The sequence below is a fragment of the Pseudomonas fluorescens genome (assembly GCF_000730425.1).
Taxonomy (GTDB): Bacteria; Pseudomonadota; Gammaproteobacteria; order Pseudomonadales; family Pseudomonadaceae; genus Aquipseudomonas; species Aquipseudomonas fluorescens_X.
Genome location: NZ_CP008896.1, coordinates 2,194,905 through 2,213,804, shown reverse-complemented (window position 1 = coordinate 2,213,804; position 18,900 = coordinate 2,194,905). Strand labels below are relative to the sequence as shown.

Annotated in this window: 16 protein-coding genes, 4 tRNA genes and 1 riboswitch; of the genes, 16 read left to right on the top strand and 4 right to left on the bottom strand. The window is 59.5% G+C overall.

What is annotated here, in order from left to right:
- Window positions 1-293 precede the first annotated feature (293 nt).
- The 7 genes from HZ99_RS09635 to astE all read left to right on the top strand — a co-directional run bounded on the left by HZ99_RS09635 (window position 294) and on the right by astE (window position 8,135).
- On the top strand, window positions 294-1,514 hold the full coding sequence (locus tag HZ99_RS09635) for an aspartate aminotransferase family protein (protein WP_038442640.1): 1,221 nt from the start codon (window positions 294-296) through the stop codon (window positions 1,512-1,514).
- A gap of 228 nt (window positions 1,515-1,742) precedes the next feature.
- Window positions 1,743-2,762, top strand: a complete 1,020-nt coding sequence (gene aruF / locus HZ99_RS09630) for an arginine/ornithine succinyltransferase subunit alpha (protein ID WP_038442638.1) — start codon at window positions 1,743-1,745, stop codon at window positions 2,760-2,762.
- Window positions 2,763-2,813: 51 nt separating this feature from the next.
- Window positions 2,814-3,839 carry an arginine N-succinyltransferase gene (gene astA, locus HZ99_RS09625; protein WP_038442635.1) on the top strand — a complete coding sequence of 342 codons (1,026 nt, stop codon included), beginning with the start codon at window positions 2,814-2,816 and terminating at the stop codon, window positions 3,837-3,839.
- A complete protein-coding gene (gene astD, locus HZ99_RS09620; protein ID WP_162473197.1) occupies window positions 3,836-5,305 on the top strand; it encodes a succinylglutamate-semialdehyde dehydrogenase in 1,470 nt (489 codons plus the stop codon). Before astA ends, astD begins: the two co-directional genes overlap by 4 nt.
- 152 nt (window positions 5,306-5,457) lie before the next feature.
- Window positions 5,458-6,804 (top strand): N-succinylarginine dihydrolase, encoded by a 1,347-nt coding sequence (gene astB / locus HZ99_RS09615; RefSeq protein ID WP_038442632.1) that lies wholly within the window; start codon window positions 5,458-5,460, stop codon window positions 6,802-6,804.
- A 23-nt stretch (window positions 6,805-6,827) separates the two neighbouring features.
- Window positions 6,828-7,118 carry a hypothetical protein gene (locus HZ99_RS09610; RefSeq protein WP_038442631.1) on the top strand — a complete coding sequence of 97 codons (291 nt, stop codon included), beginning with the start codon at window positions 6,828-6,830 and terminating at the stop codon, window positions 7,116-7,118.
- 12 nt (window positions 7,119-7,130) lie between these two features.
- On the top strand, window positions 7,131-8,135 hold the full coding sequence (gene astE / locus HZ99_RS09605; RefSeq protein WP_038442629.1) for a succinylglutamate desuccinylase: 1,005 nt from the start codon (window positions 7,131-7,133) through the stop codon (window positions 8,133-8,135).
- A gap of 116 nt (window positions 8,136-8,251) precedes the next feature.
- Here the strand turns inward: astE and HZ99_RS09600 are convergent, their stop codons facing one another.
- The gene (locus HZ99_RS09600; RefSeq protein ID WP_038442627.1) at window positions 8,252-8,761 is read right to left on the bottom strand and encodes a 6,7-dimethyl-8-ribityllumazine synthase; all 510 of its coding nucleotides are present in this window, start codon (window positions 8,759-8,761) and stop codon (window positions 8,252-8,254) included.
- Window positions 8,762-8,876: 115 nt separating this feature from the next.
- Window positions 8,877-9,046, bottom strand: a riboswitch (FMN riboswitch).
- 265 nt (window positions 9,047-9,311) lie between these two features.
- On the opposite strand from HZ99_RS09600, the gene ltaE reads away from it, so the two are divergent.
- The 8 genes from ltaE (at window position 9,312) to mgtE (ending at window position 17,084) form a co-directional block, all read left to right on the top strand.
- The gene (gene ltaE, locus HZ99_RS09595; RefSeq protein ID WP_038442624.1) at window positions 9,312-10,316 is read left to right on the top strand and encodes a low-specificity L-threonine aldolase; all 1,005 of its coding nucleotides are present in this window, start codon (window positions 9,312-9,314) and stop codon (window positions 10,314-10,316) included.
- A 146-nt stretch (window positions 10,317-10,462) separates the two neighbouring features.
- Window positions 10,463-13,081 carry an alanine--tRNA ligase gene (gene alaS, locus HZ99_RS09590; RefSeq protein WP_038442622.1) on the top strand — a complete coding sequence of 873 codons (2,619 nt, stop codon included), beginning with the start codon at window positions 10,463-10,465 and terminating at the stop codon, window positions 13,079-13,081.
- Window positions 13,082-13,178: 97 nt separating this feature from the next.
- Window positions 13,179-14,420 (top strand): aspartate kinase, encoded by a 1,242-nt coding sequence (locus HZ99_RS09585; protein WP_038442619.1) that lies wholly within the window; start codon window positions 13,179-13,181, stop codon window positions 14,418-14,420.
- A gap of 165 nt (window positions 14,421-14,585) precedes the next feature.
- Window positions 14,586-14,774, top strand: coding sequence for a carbon storage regulator CsrA (gene csrA, locus HZ99_RS09580; protein ID WP_003178872.1), 189 nt, complete (start codon window positions 14,586-14,588; stop codon window positions 14,772-14,774).
- A gap of 62 nt (window positions 14,775-14,836) precedes the next feature.
- Window positions 14,837-14,927, top strand: a tRNA-Ser gene (locus tag HZ99_RS09575).
- A gap of 108 nt (window positions 14,928-15,035) precedes the next feature.
- Window positions 15,036-15,112: transfer RNA gene (locus HZ99_RS09570), tRNA-Arg, on the top strand.
- A gap of 72 nt (window positions 15,113-15,184) precedes the next feature.
- Window positions 15,185-15,261: transfer RNA gene (locus HZ99_RS09565), tRNA-Arg, on the top strand.
- A gap of 380 nt (window positions 15,262-15,641) precedes the next feature.
- Window positions 15,642-17,084 carry a magnesium transporter gene (gene mgtE, locus HZ99_RS09560; protein ID WP_038442613.1) on the top strand — a complete coding sequence of 481 codons (1,443 nt, stop codon included), beginning with the start codon at window positions 15,642-15,644 and terminating at the stop codon, window positions 17,082-17,084.
- Between the two features lie 106 nt (window positions 17,085-17,190).
- On the opposite strand, the gene HZ99_RS09555 is transcribed toward mgtE, so the two are convergent.
- The 3 genes from HZ99_RS09555 to HZ99_RS09545 form a co-directional block, all read right to left on the bottom strand.
- Window positions 17,191-17,517 (bottom strand): Arc family DNA-binding protein, encoded by a 327-nt coding sequence (locus HZ99_RS09555; RefSeq protein ID WP_038442611.1) that lies wholly within the window; start codon window positions 17,515-17,517, stop codon window positions 17,191-17,193.
- A gap of 378 nt (window positions 17,518-17,895) precedes the next feature.
- The gene (locus HZ99_RS09550) at window positions 17,896-18,075 is read right to left on the bottom strand and encodes a PA3371 family protein (protein WP_038448037.1); all 180 of its coding nucleotides are present in this window, start codon (window positions 18,073-18,075) and stop codon (window positions 17,896-17,898) included.
- Between the two features lie 11 nt (window positions 18,076-18,086).
- The gene (locus HZ99_RS09545; RefSeq protein WP_038442610.1) at window positions 18,087-18,311 is read right to left on the bottom strand and encodes a hypothetical protein; all 225 of its coding nucleotides are present in this window, start codon (window positions 18,309-18,311) and stop codon (window positions 18,087-18,089) included.
- 330 nt (window positions 18,312-18,641) lie between these two features.
- On the opposite strand from HZ99_RS09545, the gene HZ99_RS09540 reads away from it, so the two are divergent.
- Window positions 18,642-18,718 (top strand) — tRNA-Arg (locus HZ99_RS09540).
- The last annotated feature ends 182 nt before the right edge of the window (window positions 18,719-18,900 follow it).

Genomic DNA, 18,900 nt, shown 5'->3' with positions numbered 1-18,900 from the left:
GCGTTGATGTCCCTTCAGCAAACCAGCTCCATGCCACGCCCCGGCGGTAGACAGTTAGTGGGGCGAGTAAAGCGCCATTGAAGGTATCTGGCCGTGAGCCTGCCCATAGGCGGGCGCAAGGTTTAAACTGCGCCATTGCGACGCTATTTGTCGCATTGGCGTAAACCCGCGTAAAACCGGGGTTGGCGCTATAAGAAGTTGTCGCTTGGCGGCAAGGCCGCTCTGAAAACTGTCCTTACAATCCCTGCATCGCCCGCCAGTTCCAGGCAGGCGTTCCTCTTCAGGAGACTCCGATGTCCGTTGAGCAAGCCCCGGTGCAACGTGCCGATTTCGACCAGGTCATGGTGCCTAACTATGCGCCTGCCGCTTTCATCCCTGTGCGTGGCGAAGGTTCCCGCGTGTGGGACCAGGCCGGTCGCGAGCTGATCGACTTTGCCGGCGGCATCGCAGTCAACGTGCTGGGCCATGCCCACCCGGCGCTGGTCGGTGCACTGACCGCACAGGCCAACAAGTTGTGGCACGTATCCAACGTCTTCACCAATGAGCCGGCCCTGCGCCTGGCCCACAAGCTGATCGATGCGACCTTTGCCGAGCGCGTGTTTTTCTGCAACTCCGGCGCCGAAGCCAACGAGGCCGCCTTCAAGCTGGCCCGTCGCGTCGCGTTCGACCGTTTCGGCAGCGAGAAGTACGAGATCATCGCCGCGCTGAACAGCTTCCACGGTCGCACCCTGTTTACCGTCAACGTCGGTGGCCAGTCGAAGTACTCCGATGGTTTCGGTCCTAAAATCACCGGTATCACCCACGTTCCTTACAACGACTTGGAGGCGCTGAAAGCCGCCGTGTCGGACAAGACCTGCGCGGTGGTGCTGGAGCCGATCCAGGGCGAGGGCGGCGTACTGCCAGCCGAGCTTGCGTACCTGCAAGGTGCCCGCGACCTGTGCGACGCCAACAATGCACTGCTGGTGTTCGACGAAGTGCAGACCGGCATGGGCCGTACCGGCAAGCTGTTCGCCTACCAGCACTACGGCGTGGTGCCCGACATCCTCACCAGTGCCAAGAGCCTGGGCGGTGGTTTCCCGATTGCCGCAATGCTGACCCGTGACGACCTGGCCAAGCACCTGGTGGTCGGCACCCACGGCACCACTTATGGTGGTAACCCGCTGGCGTGTGCGGTGGGCGAAGCCGTGATCGACGTGATCAACACCCCCGAAGTGCTGGCCGGTGTCAACGCCAGGCATGACCTGTTCAAGGCTCGCCTGGAGCAGATCGGCAAGCAATACGGCATCTTCACCCAAGTGCGGGGCATGGGCCTGCTGCTCGGTTGCGTCTTGAGCGATGCCTTCAAAGGCAAGGCCAAGGACGTGTTCAATGCCTGCGAGCGTGAAAACCTGATGATCCTGCAAGCCGGTCCGGACGTGGTGCGTTTTGCCCCGAGCCTGGTGGTGGAAGACGCGGATATCACTGAAGGCCTGGATCGTTTCGAGCGTGCTGTAAAAACACTGACGCAAGCCTGATGGACCGTCCCATGCTCAAGCGATTGAGCATGGGATAAAAATTTTTGTGCCGGGCTCGGTCAATGTGGGAGCGGGCTTGCTCGCGATAGCGGTGGATCAGTCACCTGATTCATCAACTGACTCACTGCTATCGCGAGCAAGCCCGCTCCCACATTGGATCTGTGTGAATCCAGATCCCGTGTCCGGCATTTTTTCCTCTGTGAGTTTTTCGAGTTAAGGAGTGACACCATGCTGGTGATGCGCCCCGCGCAAATGGCTGATCTGGGCGAGGTACAGCGTCTGGCTGCGGACAGCCCGATTGGTGTCACCTCCCTGCCGGATGACGTTGAACGCCTGAGCGACAAGATCGCCGCCAGCGAAGCGTCCTTCGCCGCCGAAGTGAGTTTCAACGGTGAAGAGAGCTATTTCTTTGTCCTCGAAGACACTGTCGCCGGCAATCTGGTGGGCTGTTCGGCCATCGTCGCCTCGGCCGGCTACTCCGAGCCGTTCTACAGCTTTCGCAACGAGACCTTCGTCCACGCATCCCGCGAACTGAAGATCCACAACAAGATCCACGTCCTGTCCCAGTGCCACGACCTGACCGGCAACAGCCTGCTGACCAGCTTCTACGTGGTGCCGGAGCTGGTAGGGTCGGCCTGGTCTGAACTCAATTCCCGTGGCCGCCTGCTGTTCGTCGCCAGCCACCCCGAGCGTTTTGCCGACTCGGTGGTGACCGAGATTGTCGGCTACAGCGACGAGAACGGTGATTCACCGTTCTGGGACGCCATCGGTCGCAACTTCTTCGACCTCAACTACGCCGCCGCCGAGCGTCTGTGCGGGTTGAAGAGTCGTACCTTCCTCGCCGAGCTGATGCCCCATTACCCGATCTACGTGCCACTGTTGCCGGACGCCGCCCAGGAAGCCATGGGCCAGGTGCACCCGCGTGCGCAGATCACCTTCGACATCCTGATGCGCGAAGGCTTTGAAACCGACCATTACATCGACATCTTCGACGGTGGCCCGACCCTGCATGCACGGGTCTCGGGTATCCGTTCGATCGCCCAGAGCCGCGTGGTGCCGGTGAAGATCGGCGAGATGGCCAAGGGCGTGGGCCGTCAGTACCTGGTGAGCAACGCGCAGTTGCAGGATTACCGCGCCGTGATGCTGGAGCTGGACTACGCGCCGGGCAAGCCGGTAACCCTGGACCTGGACGCGGCCGAAGCCCTGGGCGTCGGCGAAGGCGCCAGTGTGCGTCTGGTAGCGGTTTAAAGCAGAGTTTAACGGGTGGCCTGGAACAGGCGGCCCGTCCGAGGAGATAGCATGATCGTTCGTCCCGTACGCAGCAGCGATTTACCGGCCCTGATTGATCTGGCGCGCAGCACCGGCACCGGCCTCACCACCTTGCCGGCCAACGAAGAGCGCCTGACCCACCGGGTTGGCTGGGCTGAAAAGACCTTTCGCGGCGAAGCCGGGCGCGGCGATGCCGACTACCTGTTTGTGCTGGAAAACGACGAAGGTCGCGTGGTGGGAATCTCTGCCATCGCCGGCGCCGTTGGTCTGCGTGAGCCGTGGTACAACTTCCGGGTCGGCCTGACAGTCAGCGCCTCCCAGGAGCTGAACATCTACCGTGAAATCCCGACGCTGTTCCTGGCCAACGACCTGACAGGCAACTCGGAGCTGTGCTCGCTGTTCTTGCACGCCGATTACCGCAACGGCCTCAACGGCCGCATGCTGGCCAAGGCACGAATGCTGTTTATCGCCGAGTTCCCGCAACTGTTCGGCAACAAGATCATTGCCGAGATGCGTGGCGTGTCCAACGAAGCCGGGCGCTCGCCGTTCTGGGAAAGCCTGGGCCGACACTTTTTCAAGATGGAGTTCAGCCAGGCCGACTACCTCACCGGCGTGGGCAACAAGGCCTTTATCGCCGAACTGATGCCCAAGTTCCCGCTGTACACCTGCTTTTTGTCCGAAGACGCGCGCAACGTGATCGGCAAGGTGCATCCCGACACCGAGCCGGCCTTGAGCATGCTCAAGAGCGAAGGCTTCAGCTACCAGGGCTACGTTGATATCTTCGACGCCGGCCCGGCAGTGGAGTGTGAGACCAGCAAGATCCGCGCGGTGCGTGACAGCCAGGCGCTGGTGCTGGCCATTGGCACACCGGGGGACGACGCCACGCCGTTCCTGATGCATAACCGTAAACGTGAAGAATGCCGCATTACCGCCGCACCGGCCCGCCTGGCTGCCGGTACGTTGGTGGTCGACCCGCTGACGGCCAAGCGCCTGCAACTGGTGGCCGGTGATCAAGTGCGTGCCGTACCGTTGTCTGCTGCCCGGGAGTCGAAATAATGAATTCGCTGTATATCGCAGGGAGCTGGCTGGCTGGCCAGGGTGAGCGTTTTGAGTCGCTGAACCCGGTGACCCAGCAAGTGGTGTGGGCCGGCAATGGCGCCACCGCCGAACAGGTTGAATCCGCCGTGCAGGCCGCCCGCCAGGCGTTCCCGGCCTGGGCCAAGCGCCCGCTGGAAGAGCGCATCAGCGTGTTGGAAACCTTTGCCACCACCCTGAAAAGCCGCGCCGAAGAAATCGCCCGCTGCATTGGTGAGGAAACCGGCAAGCCGCTGTGGGAGTCGGCCACCGAAGTTACCAGCATGGCCAATAAAATCGCGATCTCGGTGCAAAGCTACCGTGAACGCACCGGCGAGAAGAACGGCCCGCTGGGTGACGCCTCCGCCGTATTGCGCCACAAGCCTCACGGTGTGGTTGCGGTGTTTGGCCCTTACAACTTCCCCGGCCATTTGCCGAACGGGCATATCGTCCCGGCCTTGCTCGCGGGTAATACCGTGCTGTTCAAACCGAGCGAGCTGACCCCTAAAGTGGCTGAGCTGACGGTCCAGTGCTGGGTCGAAGCCGGCCTGCCTGCTGGGGTATTGAACCTGCTGCAAGGCGCGCGGGAGACCGGGATTGCCCTGGCCGCCAATCCAGGCATCGACGGCCTGTTCTTCACCGGCTCCAGCCGCACCGGCAACCACCTGCACCAGCAATTTGCCGGGCGCCCGGACAAGATCCTCGCGCTGGAGATGGGCGGCAACAACCCACTGGTGGTGGACCAGGTGGCCGATGTCGATGCGGCGGTCTACACCATTATCCAGTCGGCTTTCATTTCTGCCGGCCAGCGTTGCACCTGCGCGCGGCGCCTGCTGGTGCCGGAAGGCGCTTGGGGCGATGCATTGCTGGCGCGCCTGGTGGCCGTCAGCGCGACGATTGCCGTGGGTGCCTTCGACCAGCAACCGCCGCCGTTCATGGGCTCGGTGATTTCCCTGGGCGCGGCCAAGGCCTTGATGGATGCCCAGGAGCTGATGCTGGCCAACGGTGCCGTGGCGTTGCTGGAAATGACCCAGCCCCAGGCGCAGGCAGCCTTGCTGACGCCAGGCATCATCGACGTGACGGCCGTGACCGAGCGCGAAGACGAAGAGCTGTTCGGCCCGCTGCTGCAGGTGATTCGCTACGCAGATTTCGAAGCGGCGATCAGCGAAGCCAACAACACCCAATATGGCCTGGCCGCTGGTCTGTTGTCGGACTCCGAGGCGCGCTACCAGCAGTTCTGGCTGGAGAGCCGTGCCGGTATCGTCAATTGGAACAAACAGCTGACCGGCGCCGCGAGCACCGCGCCATTTGGTGGGGTAGGGGCGTCCGGCAATCATCGCGCCAGTGCCTACTACGCGGCGGATTACTGCGCGTACCCGGTGGCTTCGTTGGAAACACCGAGTTTGGTGCTGCCAGCAACCCTCACCCCAGGCATTACGCTGATCTAAAAATGTGGGAGCGGGCTTGCTCGCGAATGCAGTCTGTCAGTTGATAGATTAGGTAACTGGTCCGCCGCCTTCGCGAGCAAGCCCGCTCCCACATTCGATCTGTGGTGTGATGAAGATTGTTTATAAAAACAGATGTTCGTGGAGCCTCGCCGATGAAATCCTGTGAAGTCAATTTTGACGGTCTCGTGGGGCCGACCCATAACTACGGCGGTTTGTCCTACGGCAACGTCGCGTCCCAGAGCAACAGCCAGCAATCTTCCAACCCCAAGGAAGCGGCGCTGCAGGGCCTGGCGAAAATGAAAGCCCTGATGGACATGGGTTTTGTGCAAGGCGTGCTTGCGCCCCAGGAGCGTCCGGATGTCGCCGCGCTGCGCCGCCTTGGTTTTGCTGGCAGCGACGCTCAGGTGATCGAGCAGGCGGCCAGGCAAGCCATGCCATTGCTGGTTGCCAGCTGTTCCGCATCGAGCATGTGGGTGGCCAACGCCGCCACTGTCAGCCCGAGCGCCGACACGTTCGACGGCCGCGTGCATTTCACGGCCGCCAACCTCAACTGCAAATACCACCGCAGCATCGAGCACCCGACCACCAGCCGCGTGCTGGGGGCGATGTTTGCCGATCCGCAGCACTTCGCCCACCACGCCGCGTTGCCGGCCGTGGCGCAGTTCGGTGACGAAGGCGCAGCCAACCACACCCGCTTCTGCCGTGAATATGGCGAGGCGGGCGTGGAGTTTTTCGTGTTTGGCCGCAGTGCGTTCGACACCCGCTACCCGGCGCCGCAAAAGTACCCGGCGCGCCAGACCCTCGAAGCATCCCAGGCGGTCGCCCGCTTGCACGGCCTGCGGGATGACGGTGTGGTCTACGGCCAGCAGAACCCGGCCGTGATCGATGCCGGGGTGTTCCACAACGACGTGATCGCGGTGGGCAACGGTGAAGTACTGTTCTATCACGAGGATGCGTTCCTCAATACCGAACAGATGCTCGCTGAACTGCAGGCCAAGCTGGGCAAGGTCGGTGGTAATTTCCAGGCGATCTGCGTGCCCCGCGCCCTGGTCAGCGTTGAAGATGCCGTGCGCTCCTACCTGTTCAATAGCCAGTTGCTGAGCCGCGCCGACGGTTCCATGCTGCTGATTGTGCCCGAAGAGTGCCGCAACAACGAGCGCGTCTGGCAGTACCTGCAAAGCCTGACCCGCTCTGGCGGGCCGATTGGCGAAGTGAAGGTCTTCGACCTCAAGCAAAGCATGCAGAACGGTGGCGGCCCGGCCTGCCTGCGTTTGCGCGTGGCGTTGAAGGAGACTGAACTGGCGGCGGTCAATCCAGGGGTTATCATGACTGCACCGTTGTACGAAACGTTGACCCAGTGGGTCGGCAAGCACTACCGCGACAGCCTGCGCGAAACCGATCTGGCTGACCCGCAGTTGCTGCTCGAATGTCGCACGGCATTGGATGAACTGACGCAAATCCTTAAACTGGGCGCGGTTTATCCTTTCCAGATCAATTAATGCCCCACGGCTGAGACCTATTTATGAGCACCGATACCCTGAAGCTGATCCTTGAAGACACCGACGGCACCCAGCTGGAAACCTCCTGCACCCGCCTCGCGGTGGTGTGGCAGGGCAAGGAAATCTGGATCCAGCACGACGGCCGTGGCCAACTGCTGATCGGCGTGGATGTGGAAGAAGGTGATGCCGAATACGCCAACCTGCTGATGCGCCCCCTGGCCACCAACCTGATGAGCCTGCAGCTGGAAATGGAACCGGCCGACGTTGAAGGTGATGACGATGATCACGTCCATGGCCCAGGCTGCAACCACTAAGGAAGCTGCTCTATGCTCGCCCTCGGCAAACTGCTTGAACTGACCCTCGCCGGTCGTGAACCGGCGCAAAAAATTCAACTGACTGTCGACGGCGTGCAAATGCGCTGGCTCAGTGAGGGCGCATTGGAAGTGCGGCCACCTGAGGCGCGAGACAACGGCGGCGATCTGTTGCTGTCGTCCGGCATCCATGGCAACGAAACCGCGCCGATCGAATTGGCCGACCGCTTGTTGCATGGCATCGCCCGTGGGGAGATCAAGCCCCGCACCCGTATTCTGTTCCTGTTCGGCAACCCCGAGGCCATGCGCCGCGGCGAGCGTTATCTCGAACAGGACGTCAACCGGCTGTTCAATGGCCGCCACGAGCAAAGCATTGGCCCTGAAGCCATGCGCGCTGCCGAGCTTGAGCAGTTGGCCCGTACGTTCTTCGGCGTGCCTGGCCGTAGCCGCTTGCACTACGACCTGCACACGGCCATCCGGGGCTCGAAGATCGAGCAGTTCGCCCTGTACCCCTTCAAGGAGGGGCGCCAGCACTCCCGCGCCGAACTGGCCCGTCTGCGGGCGGCCGGGATGGAGGCGGTGCTGTTGCAGAACAAGACGTCCATCACCTTCACGGCGTTCACCTACGAGCAACTGGGGGCCGAGTCATTCACCCTGGAGTTGGGCAAGGCCCGGCCATTCGGGCAGAACCAGGGGGTGGATGTGTCGCGCCTGGAAACCCGCCTCAAGCAGATCATCGAAGGCAACGAACCGGCGACCGAGGGCCTGGACGGCCTGAAGTTGTTCAGCGTGGCACGGGAAATCATCAAGCACAGCGATGCCTTCATCCTGCATTTACCGGCGGATGTGGAAAACTTTTCGCTGTTGGAGAAGGGCTATCTGTTGGCGGAAGACATCGCCAAGACCCGCTGGGTGATCGAGGAGGAGGGCGCGCGCATCATCTTCCCAAACCCGAAGGTCAAGAATGGCCTGCGGGCAGGCATCCTGATTGTGCCGACCACGGACGCTGGCCTGGCCTAGATCCAAATGTGGGAGCGGGCTTGCTCGCGAATGCGCAGTTTCAGTCACCCAATGTATTGACTGATCCACCGCATTCGCGAGCAAGCCCGCTCCCACAATTGGTTTTGCGGTGCGGCTTAGACTGCTAAGGCGCGTGACTCATTGCGGCGGATTGCGCGGATTTTGTGCAGGGTATCGGCACAGGTCTGCGCGGCTTCCTTGCCCTTGTGTACAAAGTGTTCAAAGAAGAACGTGTGATGTTCCTGGCCGGCGTGGAAGTGATGCGGCGTCAGGGACACCGAGAACACCGGCACTTCGGTTTCCAGTTGCACCTGCATCAGGCCGCTGACCACCGATTGGGCGACGAACTCATGGCGGTAGATCCCACCGTCCACCACCAGGGCTGCCGCGACAATACCGGCGTAACGGCCGGACTTGGCCAGCAGCTTGGCGTGCAGGGGCATCTCAAAGGCGCCGCCGACTTCAAAGAAATCGATATCCGACTCCTGGTAGCCCTGGGCGATCATTTCGGCGAGAAAGCCTTTACGGCTCTGATCAACAATATCTTTGTGCCAGCAAGCCTGGATAAACGCGACGCGCTCACCGTGGTGGTTTTTGCTCTTGCTGTCGATTGCGGTGGGTTGCATGTTCTGACTCCTGTTTATGAAAAAAACAGGGCGTTATGAATCGAATGGGATTTAAGGGTACGGTCGAATCAAGCATGCCTGGCATGACTTGTCGCGCACGGCCCTCAGGCGCCAATCCCGTTCTCTCTTCATCCGGACTATGACCGTCGGCCCCGGGATCACACCGGGTCTGCTGACCTTGCCGCCGTCCTGCGTGAGCAGTCCAAGGCGCCAAGCGCTCGCGGGCTATGCGCATTGCGCGCAATTACCGCCGGTGGGGAATTACACCCCGCCCTGAGAACGTTGCCGCCAGAACCCTGGCGGCGGAGAGTTTTTACCATACATTTCGAAAAACTGCATAGGGTGCTGGTTAATATCGACGATCGATAGATTTTCGGGCAGCCCTGTAGGAGCTCAGCTTGCCAGCGATGGCGTCCCAGAGATTAACGACAGATCCAAGGGCCTCATTGCCGGCAAGCCGGCTCCTACAAGGGGAAGGGTTGATATCTGTGGGTGGTGCCCGCAGTAATCGGTTACAACAAGGAACTCCCCACACGCAGAGGCCAGCTTGATGTCCGTGATTGATCTTCGTAGTGACACCGTGACCCAACCCACTCCTGGCATGCGCGATGCCATGGCCAGTGCGCCAAGCGGCGATGATGTCTATGGTGAAGACCCCAGCGTCAACCACCTGGAGGCCGAATTGGCCAAGCGCCTGGGCTTTGCCGCCGCGCTGTTCGTGCCTACTGGCACCATGAGCAACCTGCTGGCGCTGATGGCCCACTGCGAGCGGGGCGAGGAATACATCGTCGGCCAGCAGGCCCACACCTACAAATACGAAGGCGGCGGCGCGGCGGTGCTGGGCTCGATCCAGCCGCAGCCCCTGGAAGTCCAGGCGGATGGCTCATTGGACCTGAGCCAGGTTGCAGAAGCGATCAAGCCGGACGACTTCCACTTCGCCCGTACCCGCCTTCTGGCCCTGGAAAACACCATGCAGGGCAAAGTGCTGCCCATGAACTACCTGGCGGCCGCCCGCACGTTTACCCGCGAGCATGGGCTGGCCCTGCACCTGGACGGCGCGCGCCTGTACAACGCTGCGGTCAAGCTGGGGGTCGATGCCCGGGAGATTGCCCAGCATTTCGACTCGGTCTCGGTATGCCTGTCCAAGGGCCTGGGTGCGCCGGTGGGCTCGGTGCTATGTGGCTCCAGTGCGTTGATCGCCAAGGCGCGCCGTTTGCGCAAGATGGTCGGCGGTGGCATGCGCCAGGCCGGTTCGCTGGCGGCGGCGGGGCTGTATGCCCTGGACCATCAGGTGGAGCGCCTGGCGCAAGACCACGCCAATGCCCAGTGGCTGGGGGACGAACTGCGCAAGGCCGGCTACAGCGTGGAGCCGGTACAGACCAATATGGTCTACGTGCAGATCGGCGAGCAGGCCCAGGCCCTGAAGGCCTTTGCCGAGGCGCGAGGGATCAAGTTGAGCGCCGCGCCGCGCCTGCGCATGGTCACGCACCTGGACGTCAGCCGGGTACAGATCGAACAAGTGTTGGCAACATTTGTCGAGTTTTCCCGGAAATGACAGTGCAGACCGTCTAATTGACTGTTTCTATCGTATAAACACGCTGTACCACGGGCAAAGGGCCGATATAATGCGGCCCTTTGCCGTCGCTTCGTCTGATGATGTTGCGCACTGGCCTTTGGCCGCAGCCTCCGTGGAAGAACCTAATGAAAAGCGCAGAAATCCGTGAAGCCTTCCTTCGCTTCTTCGAAGAGCAAGGTCACACCCGTGTCTCCTCCAGCTCTTTGATCCCAGGCAATGACCCAACCCTGCTGTTCACCAACGCGGGGATGAACCAGTTCAAGGACTGCTTCCTGGGCCAGGAAAAACGCGCCTACACCCGTGCTGTCAGCAGCCAGAAGTGCGTGCGCGCCGGTGGTAAGCACAACGACCTGGAAAACGTCGGCTACACCGCCCGTCACCACACCTTTTTCGAAATGCTCGGCAACTTCAGCTTTGGCGATTATTTCAAGCAAGACGCGATCAACTTCGCCTGGACCTTCCTCACTGGCGTGCTGAAACTGCCGAAGGAAAAACTCTGGGTCACGGTCTACGCCAGCGATGACGAGGCCTACGACATCTGGACCAAGGAAGTCGGCGTGCCGGCCGAGCGCATGGTGCGTATCGGCGACAACAAAGGCGCCCCGTACGCCTCCGACAACTTCTGGACCATGGGTGATACCGGCCCGTGTGGCCCGTGCACCGAGATCTTCTACGATCACGGCGCCGATATCTGGGGTGGCCCGCCGGGCTCGCCAGAGGAAGATGGCGACCGCTACATCGAGATCTGGAACAACGTGTTCATGCAGTTCAACCGCACCGCCGATGGCGTGTTGCATCCGTTGCCAGCGCCGTCGGTGGATACGGGCATGGGCCTGGAGCGGATCAGTGCGGTGATGCAGCACGTACACTCCAACTATGAAATCGATCTGTTCCAAAGCCTGTTGGCTGCGGCTGCCAAGGCTATTGGTTGCGCCAACGAAGACCAGGCGTCGCTCAAGGTTGTGGCTGACCACATCCGTTCCTGCGGCTTCCTGATTGCCGATGGTGTGTTGCCGTCCAATGAGGGCCGTGGCTATGTGCTGCGGCGCATCATTCGCCGCGCCTGCCGTCACGGCAACAAGTTGGGTGCCAGTGGCAGCTTCTTCTATCAGATCGTCGCGGCTCTGGTAGCCGAGATGGGCGAGGCGTTCCCTGAGCTTGCGCAGAACCAGGCGCATATCGAGCGCGTGCTCAAGGCTGAAGAAGAGCAGTTCGCCAAGACCCTGGAACAGGGCCTGAAAATCCTCGAGCAAGACCTCGCCGAACTCAAAGGCGACGTGGTACCGGGTGATGTGGTGTTCAAGCTCTATGACACCTACGGCTTCCCGATGGACCTGACCGGTGACATCGCCCGTGAGCGCAACCTGACTCTCGATGAGGAAGGTTTCGAGCGCGAGATGGAAGCCCAGCGCGTGCGTGCGCGTTCGGCCAGTTCCTTTGGCATGGACTACAACAGCCTGGTGAAGGTGGATGTGGCCACCGAATTTACCGGCTACACCGCCACCAGCGGTTCGGCCAAGGTGATTGCCCTCTATAAGGATGGGCAGTCGGTCGACGTCTTGAATGAAGGTGACGAAGGCGTGGTGATCCTCGATCAGACGCCGTTCTATGCCGAATCCGGTGGCCAGATTGGCGACTGCGGTTTCCTCAAGGCCGTGTCCGGTCGCTTTGATGTGCGTGACACCACCAAGACCGGCGGCGCGTTCCTGCATCATGGCGTGCTGGCGTCGGGCAGCCTGGTTGTCGGGGCGCCGGTGGAAACCCAGGTGGACGCCGACGTGCGCCACGCCACCTCGCTGAACCACTCGGCTACCCACTTGCTGCACGCCGCGCTGCGCCAGGTATTGGGCGAGCACGTCCAGCAGAAGGGGTCGTTGGTCGACAGTCAGCGCCTGCGCTTTGACTTCAGCCACTTTGAAGCGATCAAGCCTGAGCAGATCAAGGCCCTGGAAGATATCGTCAACGCCGAGGTGCGCAAGAACACTCCGGTGGAAACCGAAGAAACCGACATCGAGACCGCCAAGGCCAAAGGCGCCATGGCGCTGTTCGGCGAGAAATACGGCGACAACGTACGAGTGCTGAGCATGGGCGGCAGTTTCTCCGTGGAACTGTGCGGGGGTATCCATGCCAAGCGTACCGGCGATATCGGCCTGCTGAAAATCATTAGCGAAGGCGGCGTGGCTTCCGGTGTGCGGCGTATCGAGGCGGTGACCGGTGCCGCGGCCCTGGCCTATCTCAATGCGGCCGAAGAACAACTCAAGGAAGCGGCGACCCTGGTCAAGGGCAGCCGTGACAACCTGATCGACAAGCTCGCTGCCGTACTGGAGCGCAACCGCCAGTTGGAAAAACAGCTGGAGCAGCTGCAGGCCAAGGCGGCCAGCGCAGCGGGCGACGACCTGTCGGCTTCGGCGCTGGACATCAAGGGCGTGAAGGTTCTGGCTGCACGCCTGGACGGTCAGGATGGCAAGGCGCTGTTGGCCTTGGTCGATCAGTTGAAGAACAAACTCGGCCGCGCAGTGATCCTGCTCGGCAGTGTCCATGAGGAAAAGGTCGTACTGGTTGCCGGTGTAACCAAGGACCTGACTGGCCAACTCAAGGCCGGTGATTTGATGAAACAAGCCGCTGCGGCAGTGGGCGGGAAGGGCGGTGGTCGTCCGGACATGGCGCAAGGCGGTGGTGTAGACGCCGGTGCCCTGGACGCGGCCCTGGCCCTGACCGTGCCATTTGTCGAGGCCGGTATTTAAGGCGCAGTCGGCGGGCCCATGGTCTAGTCATGGGCTTGCTTCGGTGCTGGAAGATTTGTTTATTGGGCGCCCCTTTACGGGCTGAGGCGGCTTAGAAATGGCTTTGATCGTACAGAAATTTGGAGGCACCTCGGTCGGCTCTGTCGAAAGAATCGAGCAGGTCGCCGACAAGGTTAAGAAGTTCCGCGATGCCGGCGACGACCTGGTGGTGGTGCTGTCGGCCATGAGCGGCGAGACCAATCGCCTGATCGACCTGGCCAAGCAAATCAGTGGTGACCAGGCTCCGCTGGCGCGTGAGCTGGATGTGATCGTGTCCACGGGTGAGCAGGTGACCATTGCCCTGTTGGCCATGGCGCTGAACAAGCGTGGCGTGCCGGCAGTGTCCTACACGGGCACCCAGGTCCGAATCCTGACGGACAGCGCGCACACCAAGGCGCGCATCCTGCAGATCGACGATCAGAAAATTCGTGGTGACCTGAAGGCTGGTCGCGTGGTGGTTGTCGCCGGTTTCCAGGGTGTTGACGAACACGGCAATATCACGACCCTGGGCCGTGGCGGTTCCGACACGACCGGTGTGGCGCTGGCTGCAGCCCTGAAGGCTGACGAATGCCAGATCTACACCGATGTGGACGGCGTCTACACCACCGATCCGCGTGTGGTGTCCGTGGCCCAGCGCCTGGACAAGATCACCTTCGAAGAGATGCTGGAAATGGCCAGCCTCGGATCCAAGGTGCTGCAGATCCGGGCGGTGGAGTTTGCCGGCAAGTACAACGTACCGCTGCGCGTATTGCACAGCTTCAAAGAGGGTCCGGGTACCCTCATTACTATTGATGAAGAGGAATCCATGGAACAGCCGATCATTTCCGGCATCGCCTTCAATCGCGATGAAGCCAAGCTGACTATCCGTGGCGTGCCAGACACCCCGGGCGTGGCCTTCAAGATCCTCGGGCCGATCAGTGCCGCGAACATCGAAGTCGACATGATCGTGCAGAACGTTGCGCACGATAACACCACCGACTTCACCTTCACCGTGCACCGCAACGAGTACGATGCGGCTGAACGTATCCTGCAGAACACGGCCCAGGAGATCGGTGCCCGTGAAGTGGTGGGTGATACCAAGATTGCCAAGGTGTCGATCGTCGGCGTGGGCATGCGCTCCCATGCGGGCGTTGCCAGCCGTATGTTCGAGTCCCTGGCCAAGGAAACCATCAATATCCAGATGATCTCCACCTCGGAGATCAAGGTGTCGGTGGTGATTGAAGAGAAGTACCTGGAACTGGCTGTGCGCGCATTGCATACCGCTTTCGAGCTGGACGCGCCGGCCCGACAGGGCGAGTAATGCGTTGTGAGAAAGGCGCGGATCATCCGCGCCTTTCTTTTTTGTCGGGTAAGGGCCCAGGGCTGTTCTTTTGCCCATGCTCGACAATACTTAGCCATGCAGGGCTATAGCCCAGGCTTTTTTGCAGACTGTTGTTCCTGAAATGAAATGCGTGAGGAGAAAGGTATGCTGATTCTGACTCGTCGATGCGCAGAAAGCCTGATTATTGGTGATGGCGAAATCACCGTGACCGTGCTCGGCGTCAAAGGCAATCAAGTGCGGATTGGGGTCAATGCCCCCAAAGAGGTGGCCGTCCACCGCGAGGAAATCTACCTGCGGATCAAGAAAGAGAAGGACGACGAACCAAGCCATTAATTTTTATCGTTTTTTATGTTTGCAAACGGGGAGGAAGCTGGTTAATATACGCCCCGTGTTGCGGAGAGCTGGCCGAGTGGCCGAAGGCGCTCCCCTGCTAAGGGAGTACACCTCAAAAGGGTGTCGGGGGTTCGAATCCCCCGTTCTCCGCCATTATTTGCTTAGTACGTTGCAATCTGGTTTTTTCGCTAAGTTATTGAAATTAAACGAAAAAATAGCTTTACATAGAGATTGAACGGCCTATAATGCGCGGCAACAAATGCACTCGTAGCTCAGCTGGATAGAGTACTCGGCTACGAACCGAGCGGTCACAGGTTCGAATCCTGTCGAGTGCACCATTTAAGAGTTAGTTGCAGCAATGCAGGTAGCTTGGCTTCAACCAGTTGTGATCTGGTATAAAACCACAACCTGCACTCGTAGCTCAGCTGGATAGAGTACTCGGCTACGAACCGAGCGGTCACAGGTTCGAATCCTGTCGAGTGCACCATACAAACAAAAAGCCCGCCAAGTGCGGGCTTTTTGCCGTCTAGGGTTTTTATTTCCTGGTTTCCGGTTGGGCAGGCCTGTGTGGGAATCTTCTCGGCCAGGCAGGTTTTTCTTTTGCTCATGTGTTTTCTTTTCTTCTGCTGTCGTCGCAGTTTCATATGTATGGCCAATGCTCAGCTTTGTCCTGCAAGCGCTTGTTCTTTCCAGTTTTTTAACGTTTAAAGCGGCCGGGCGTGTATCATTGCGCCCGTCAGCCCCGCCGGGGCTTGTGGAATACCTCCATGGACTTACCCAGTAGTTACTCAGTACCCCGTTTTACCAATCATGAATTGACTGATTGATCCTTCCGGCGTGCCCCGCTGCTGGGAGTGGAGTTCGCCTATGACCGAAGTAGAAGTAAAGAAAACACAAGAAAGCCTGCAGGATCGCCTGGCGCAAGTCGTTGAGCTGCTGCATCGCCAGCGTGTGGTCGAAGATCTGACCCATCGCCAGGAAGGTCCTCATCAAGACCGGGTCGAGAACCTGGTCCATCGGCAGAATCTCGTCGAATTGCAGCGCAAGCTCGATGATCTGCACTCTGCCGACGTTGCCTACATCCTTGAAGCCCTGCCGCTGGACGACCGTCTGACGCTCTGGCAGTTGGTCAAGGCTGATCGCGATGGCGACATCCTCCTTGAAGTATCCGACTCGGTGCGTGAAACACTGATCGCCGACATGGATGATCACGAGCTCCTGGCAGCCGCCAAGGAGATGGACGCCGACGAACTGGCCGACCTGGCCCCTGAGCTGCCCCGTGATGTTGTCCATGAACTGATGGAGACCCTTGACGGTCAGCAGCGTGAGCGCGTGCGCTCCGCGTTGTCCTATGACGAGGAGCAGGTCGGGGCATTGATGGACTTCGAAATGGTGACCATCCGTGAGGATGTGAGCCTGGAAGTGGTCCTGCGTTACCTGCGGCGTCTCAAGGAATTGCCGGGGCACACCGACAAGCTGTTTGTGGTCGACTACGAGGGTATCCTCAAGGGCGTGCTGCCGATCAAGCGCTTGCTGGTCAACGACCCGGACAAACAGGTCGCCGAGGTCATGGCCAGCGACCCGGTGAGTTTTCATCCCGATGAAGATGCCTATGATGCCGCCCAGGCATTCGAGCGTTATGACTTGATCTCGGCCCCTGTGGTCGACAAGAACGGCAAGCTGATCGGCCGTTTGACCATCGATGAGATGGTCGACTTGATCCGTGAGGAAAGCGAAAACGAAGTCCTCAACATGGCGGGTCTGCGTGAAGAGGAAGATATTTTTGCGTCAGTCTGGCGATCCCTGAGTAACCGTTGGGCGTGGCTGGCGGTCAACCTGATTACTGCATTCATAGCCTCGCGGGTGATCGGCCTGTTTGAAGGCTCTATCGAGAAGTTGGTGGCACTGGCAGCGCTGATGCCTATCGTTGCCGGTATTGGTGGTAACTCGGGTAACCAGACCATCACCATGATCGTGCGGGCGATGGCTCTGGATCAGGTCAGTACGGGTAATACCTCGCGCCTGATGCGCAAGGAATTGGCGGTGGGCCTGATCAATGGCCTGGTGTGGGGCGGTGTGATTGGTGTGGTGGCCTATCTGCTGTATGGCAGTTGGTCCCTGGGGGTGGTCATGACTGCAGCCATGACCCTCAACTTGTTGCTGGCGGCATTGATGGGGGTATTGATCCCCATGACCCTGGCACGTCTTGGGCGCGATCCGGCGATGGGGGCCAGTGTGATGATCACCGCCATGACCGACAGTGGTGGCTTCTTCATCTTCCTGGGCTTGGCTACAATCTTTCTACTCTGAGCTGTATTGGTTCGTGGCTCGCTTTCCTTTGTAGGAGCGAGCTTGCTCCCGCATTTCAGGCAAAAAAAAAGCCAGCGCAAGGCTGGCTTCAGCTTTCAGTTACCGGTTATTCGGCTTCTGCGGCTGCCTCAGCGTCATGAGCAATCAGCGACACAAGCGCATTTTGCTGGCGGTGGGACAGTTGGCGAAACCGCTGTAGCAGCTCGCGCTCGTGCAGTGACAGCTCCGGGCTGTCCATGCGCATGCTCAGTTCGTCACCCAGCGCGCCTTCCTGAATAAGGCTTTGCTCCATGCGCGCGATGATTTCAGAGTTCATGCTGCGATGATGATTGCGAGCCACCTCGGCAATGCGTTCCCGCATTCCGTCTGGCAGACGTACGACGAACTTGTCAGCCGTACGGCTGGAATAAATTGCCTGTTTCAATGGGCGCATATATTTAACCGGTTAGTTCAGGGGAGCGGTTTTTGGAATTGGCCGCAAGATGTGTGTTAGGACAAGGCTTGCGAACAAATGTTCAACCTGAATTGCAAAGAGGCCGCATCATGCCTCAAATTTGCCAGTTCATTGGCGTCAATTCTGTGACAAATATTGAGCTTCCTACAGGCTTTATGCCAGTACTCATTCTCGAATTTGCGGACTGGTTGGAAAACTTTTCTACGCTGTAAACGCAGCGTAGGCTCTCGATGCGAGAGGGCTTTCGGGCGCACATCCTATAGCAATGTGGCCTTTTGCCCTTAATTTTAAGACTAGTGGCAAATGGCCGATTTGCGCGACGGGGCGACATAAGGTCAGGTGATAGAGGGGGGCTGTTCAGCGCAGGACCGGGTCGAACTTGAAGCGGCGCCCGACAATTGCGCAAACCACCCACGCGCTGGCGAACACGGCGCAGGCGCCCAGGTAAAAGGTCTGCCAGGCAGTCGAAGTGGCGATGAACCCCAGGATGCCTGTGGCTAGGGTCAGGATAAAAAACAGCCAGGTGGTCTTGGTCATCATTGGCTCGCTTAGAAAACCCAGTGCTCAGAAGTGCCGGTGGCTTGTGCACCTTGTGCCAGTTGAACGGAGGGTTGCCCATTGGCTGTCATCACCGCCAGTTGCGCTCGTTGCTGGGTCTGATGGCTGCCTGTGTGGCCGATCTGTGCTGCATCGCTGTCGCTACTGGCCTGGAAGTGGAACATCACCAGGACGGTCAGGGCCATGGCGTTCAGAATCAGGAGGGTGCTGTTCATGGGTGTTTCCCCGTGTTCATGTGCAGGACAGATTTGTAAGGATAAAGATTGCAGTCATCGTGCCAGCTGCGAATTTCATTAAATTTCTTTTAAATCAATTATTTATAGTGATCTCAAAAGTATGGCTCGTTGCAATGTGCAATGATGGCCTTTAGCGCTAATGCATTTTGCACGATGCCGGCCGCGGCCCTGCGAGGAGCGGCAAATCAGTGGCGGTACGGAACAAAGGCTTACGCCTAAAAAGCTGACGGACGACATGACAAAACTCACCTTGGCCGTTAACATGCACGCCGTCTGTCGCAGCGCCATTGGGCGTTGTACATGTCACTTGTCCCAGTAGCTCAATTGGATAGAGCATCCCCCTCCTAAGGGGAAGGTTGGCAGTTCGAACCTGCCCTGGGACACCATAATTATCAAGTGGTTAGCGAAACTGGGTGTTAGCTTTTTCGATTATCCTTGTTGCTAGTCCCCACTTTGGTCCCCACTTCTCTGCACGTTCATTATCGAGAGATCCACCAAGGAACCATTGTTTTTGGTCGATTTCCGAAACTGGTGCTAGTCGTTTTCAATTTCTTTGAATTCCATTCCA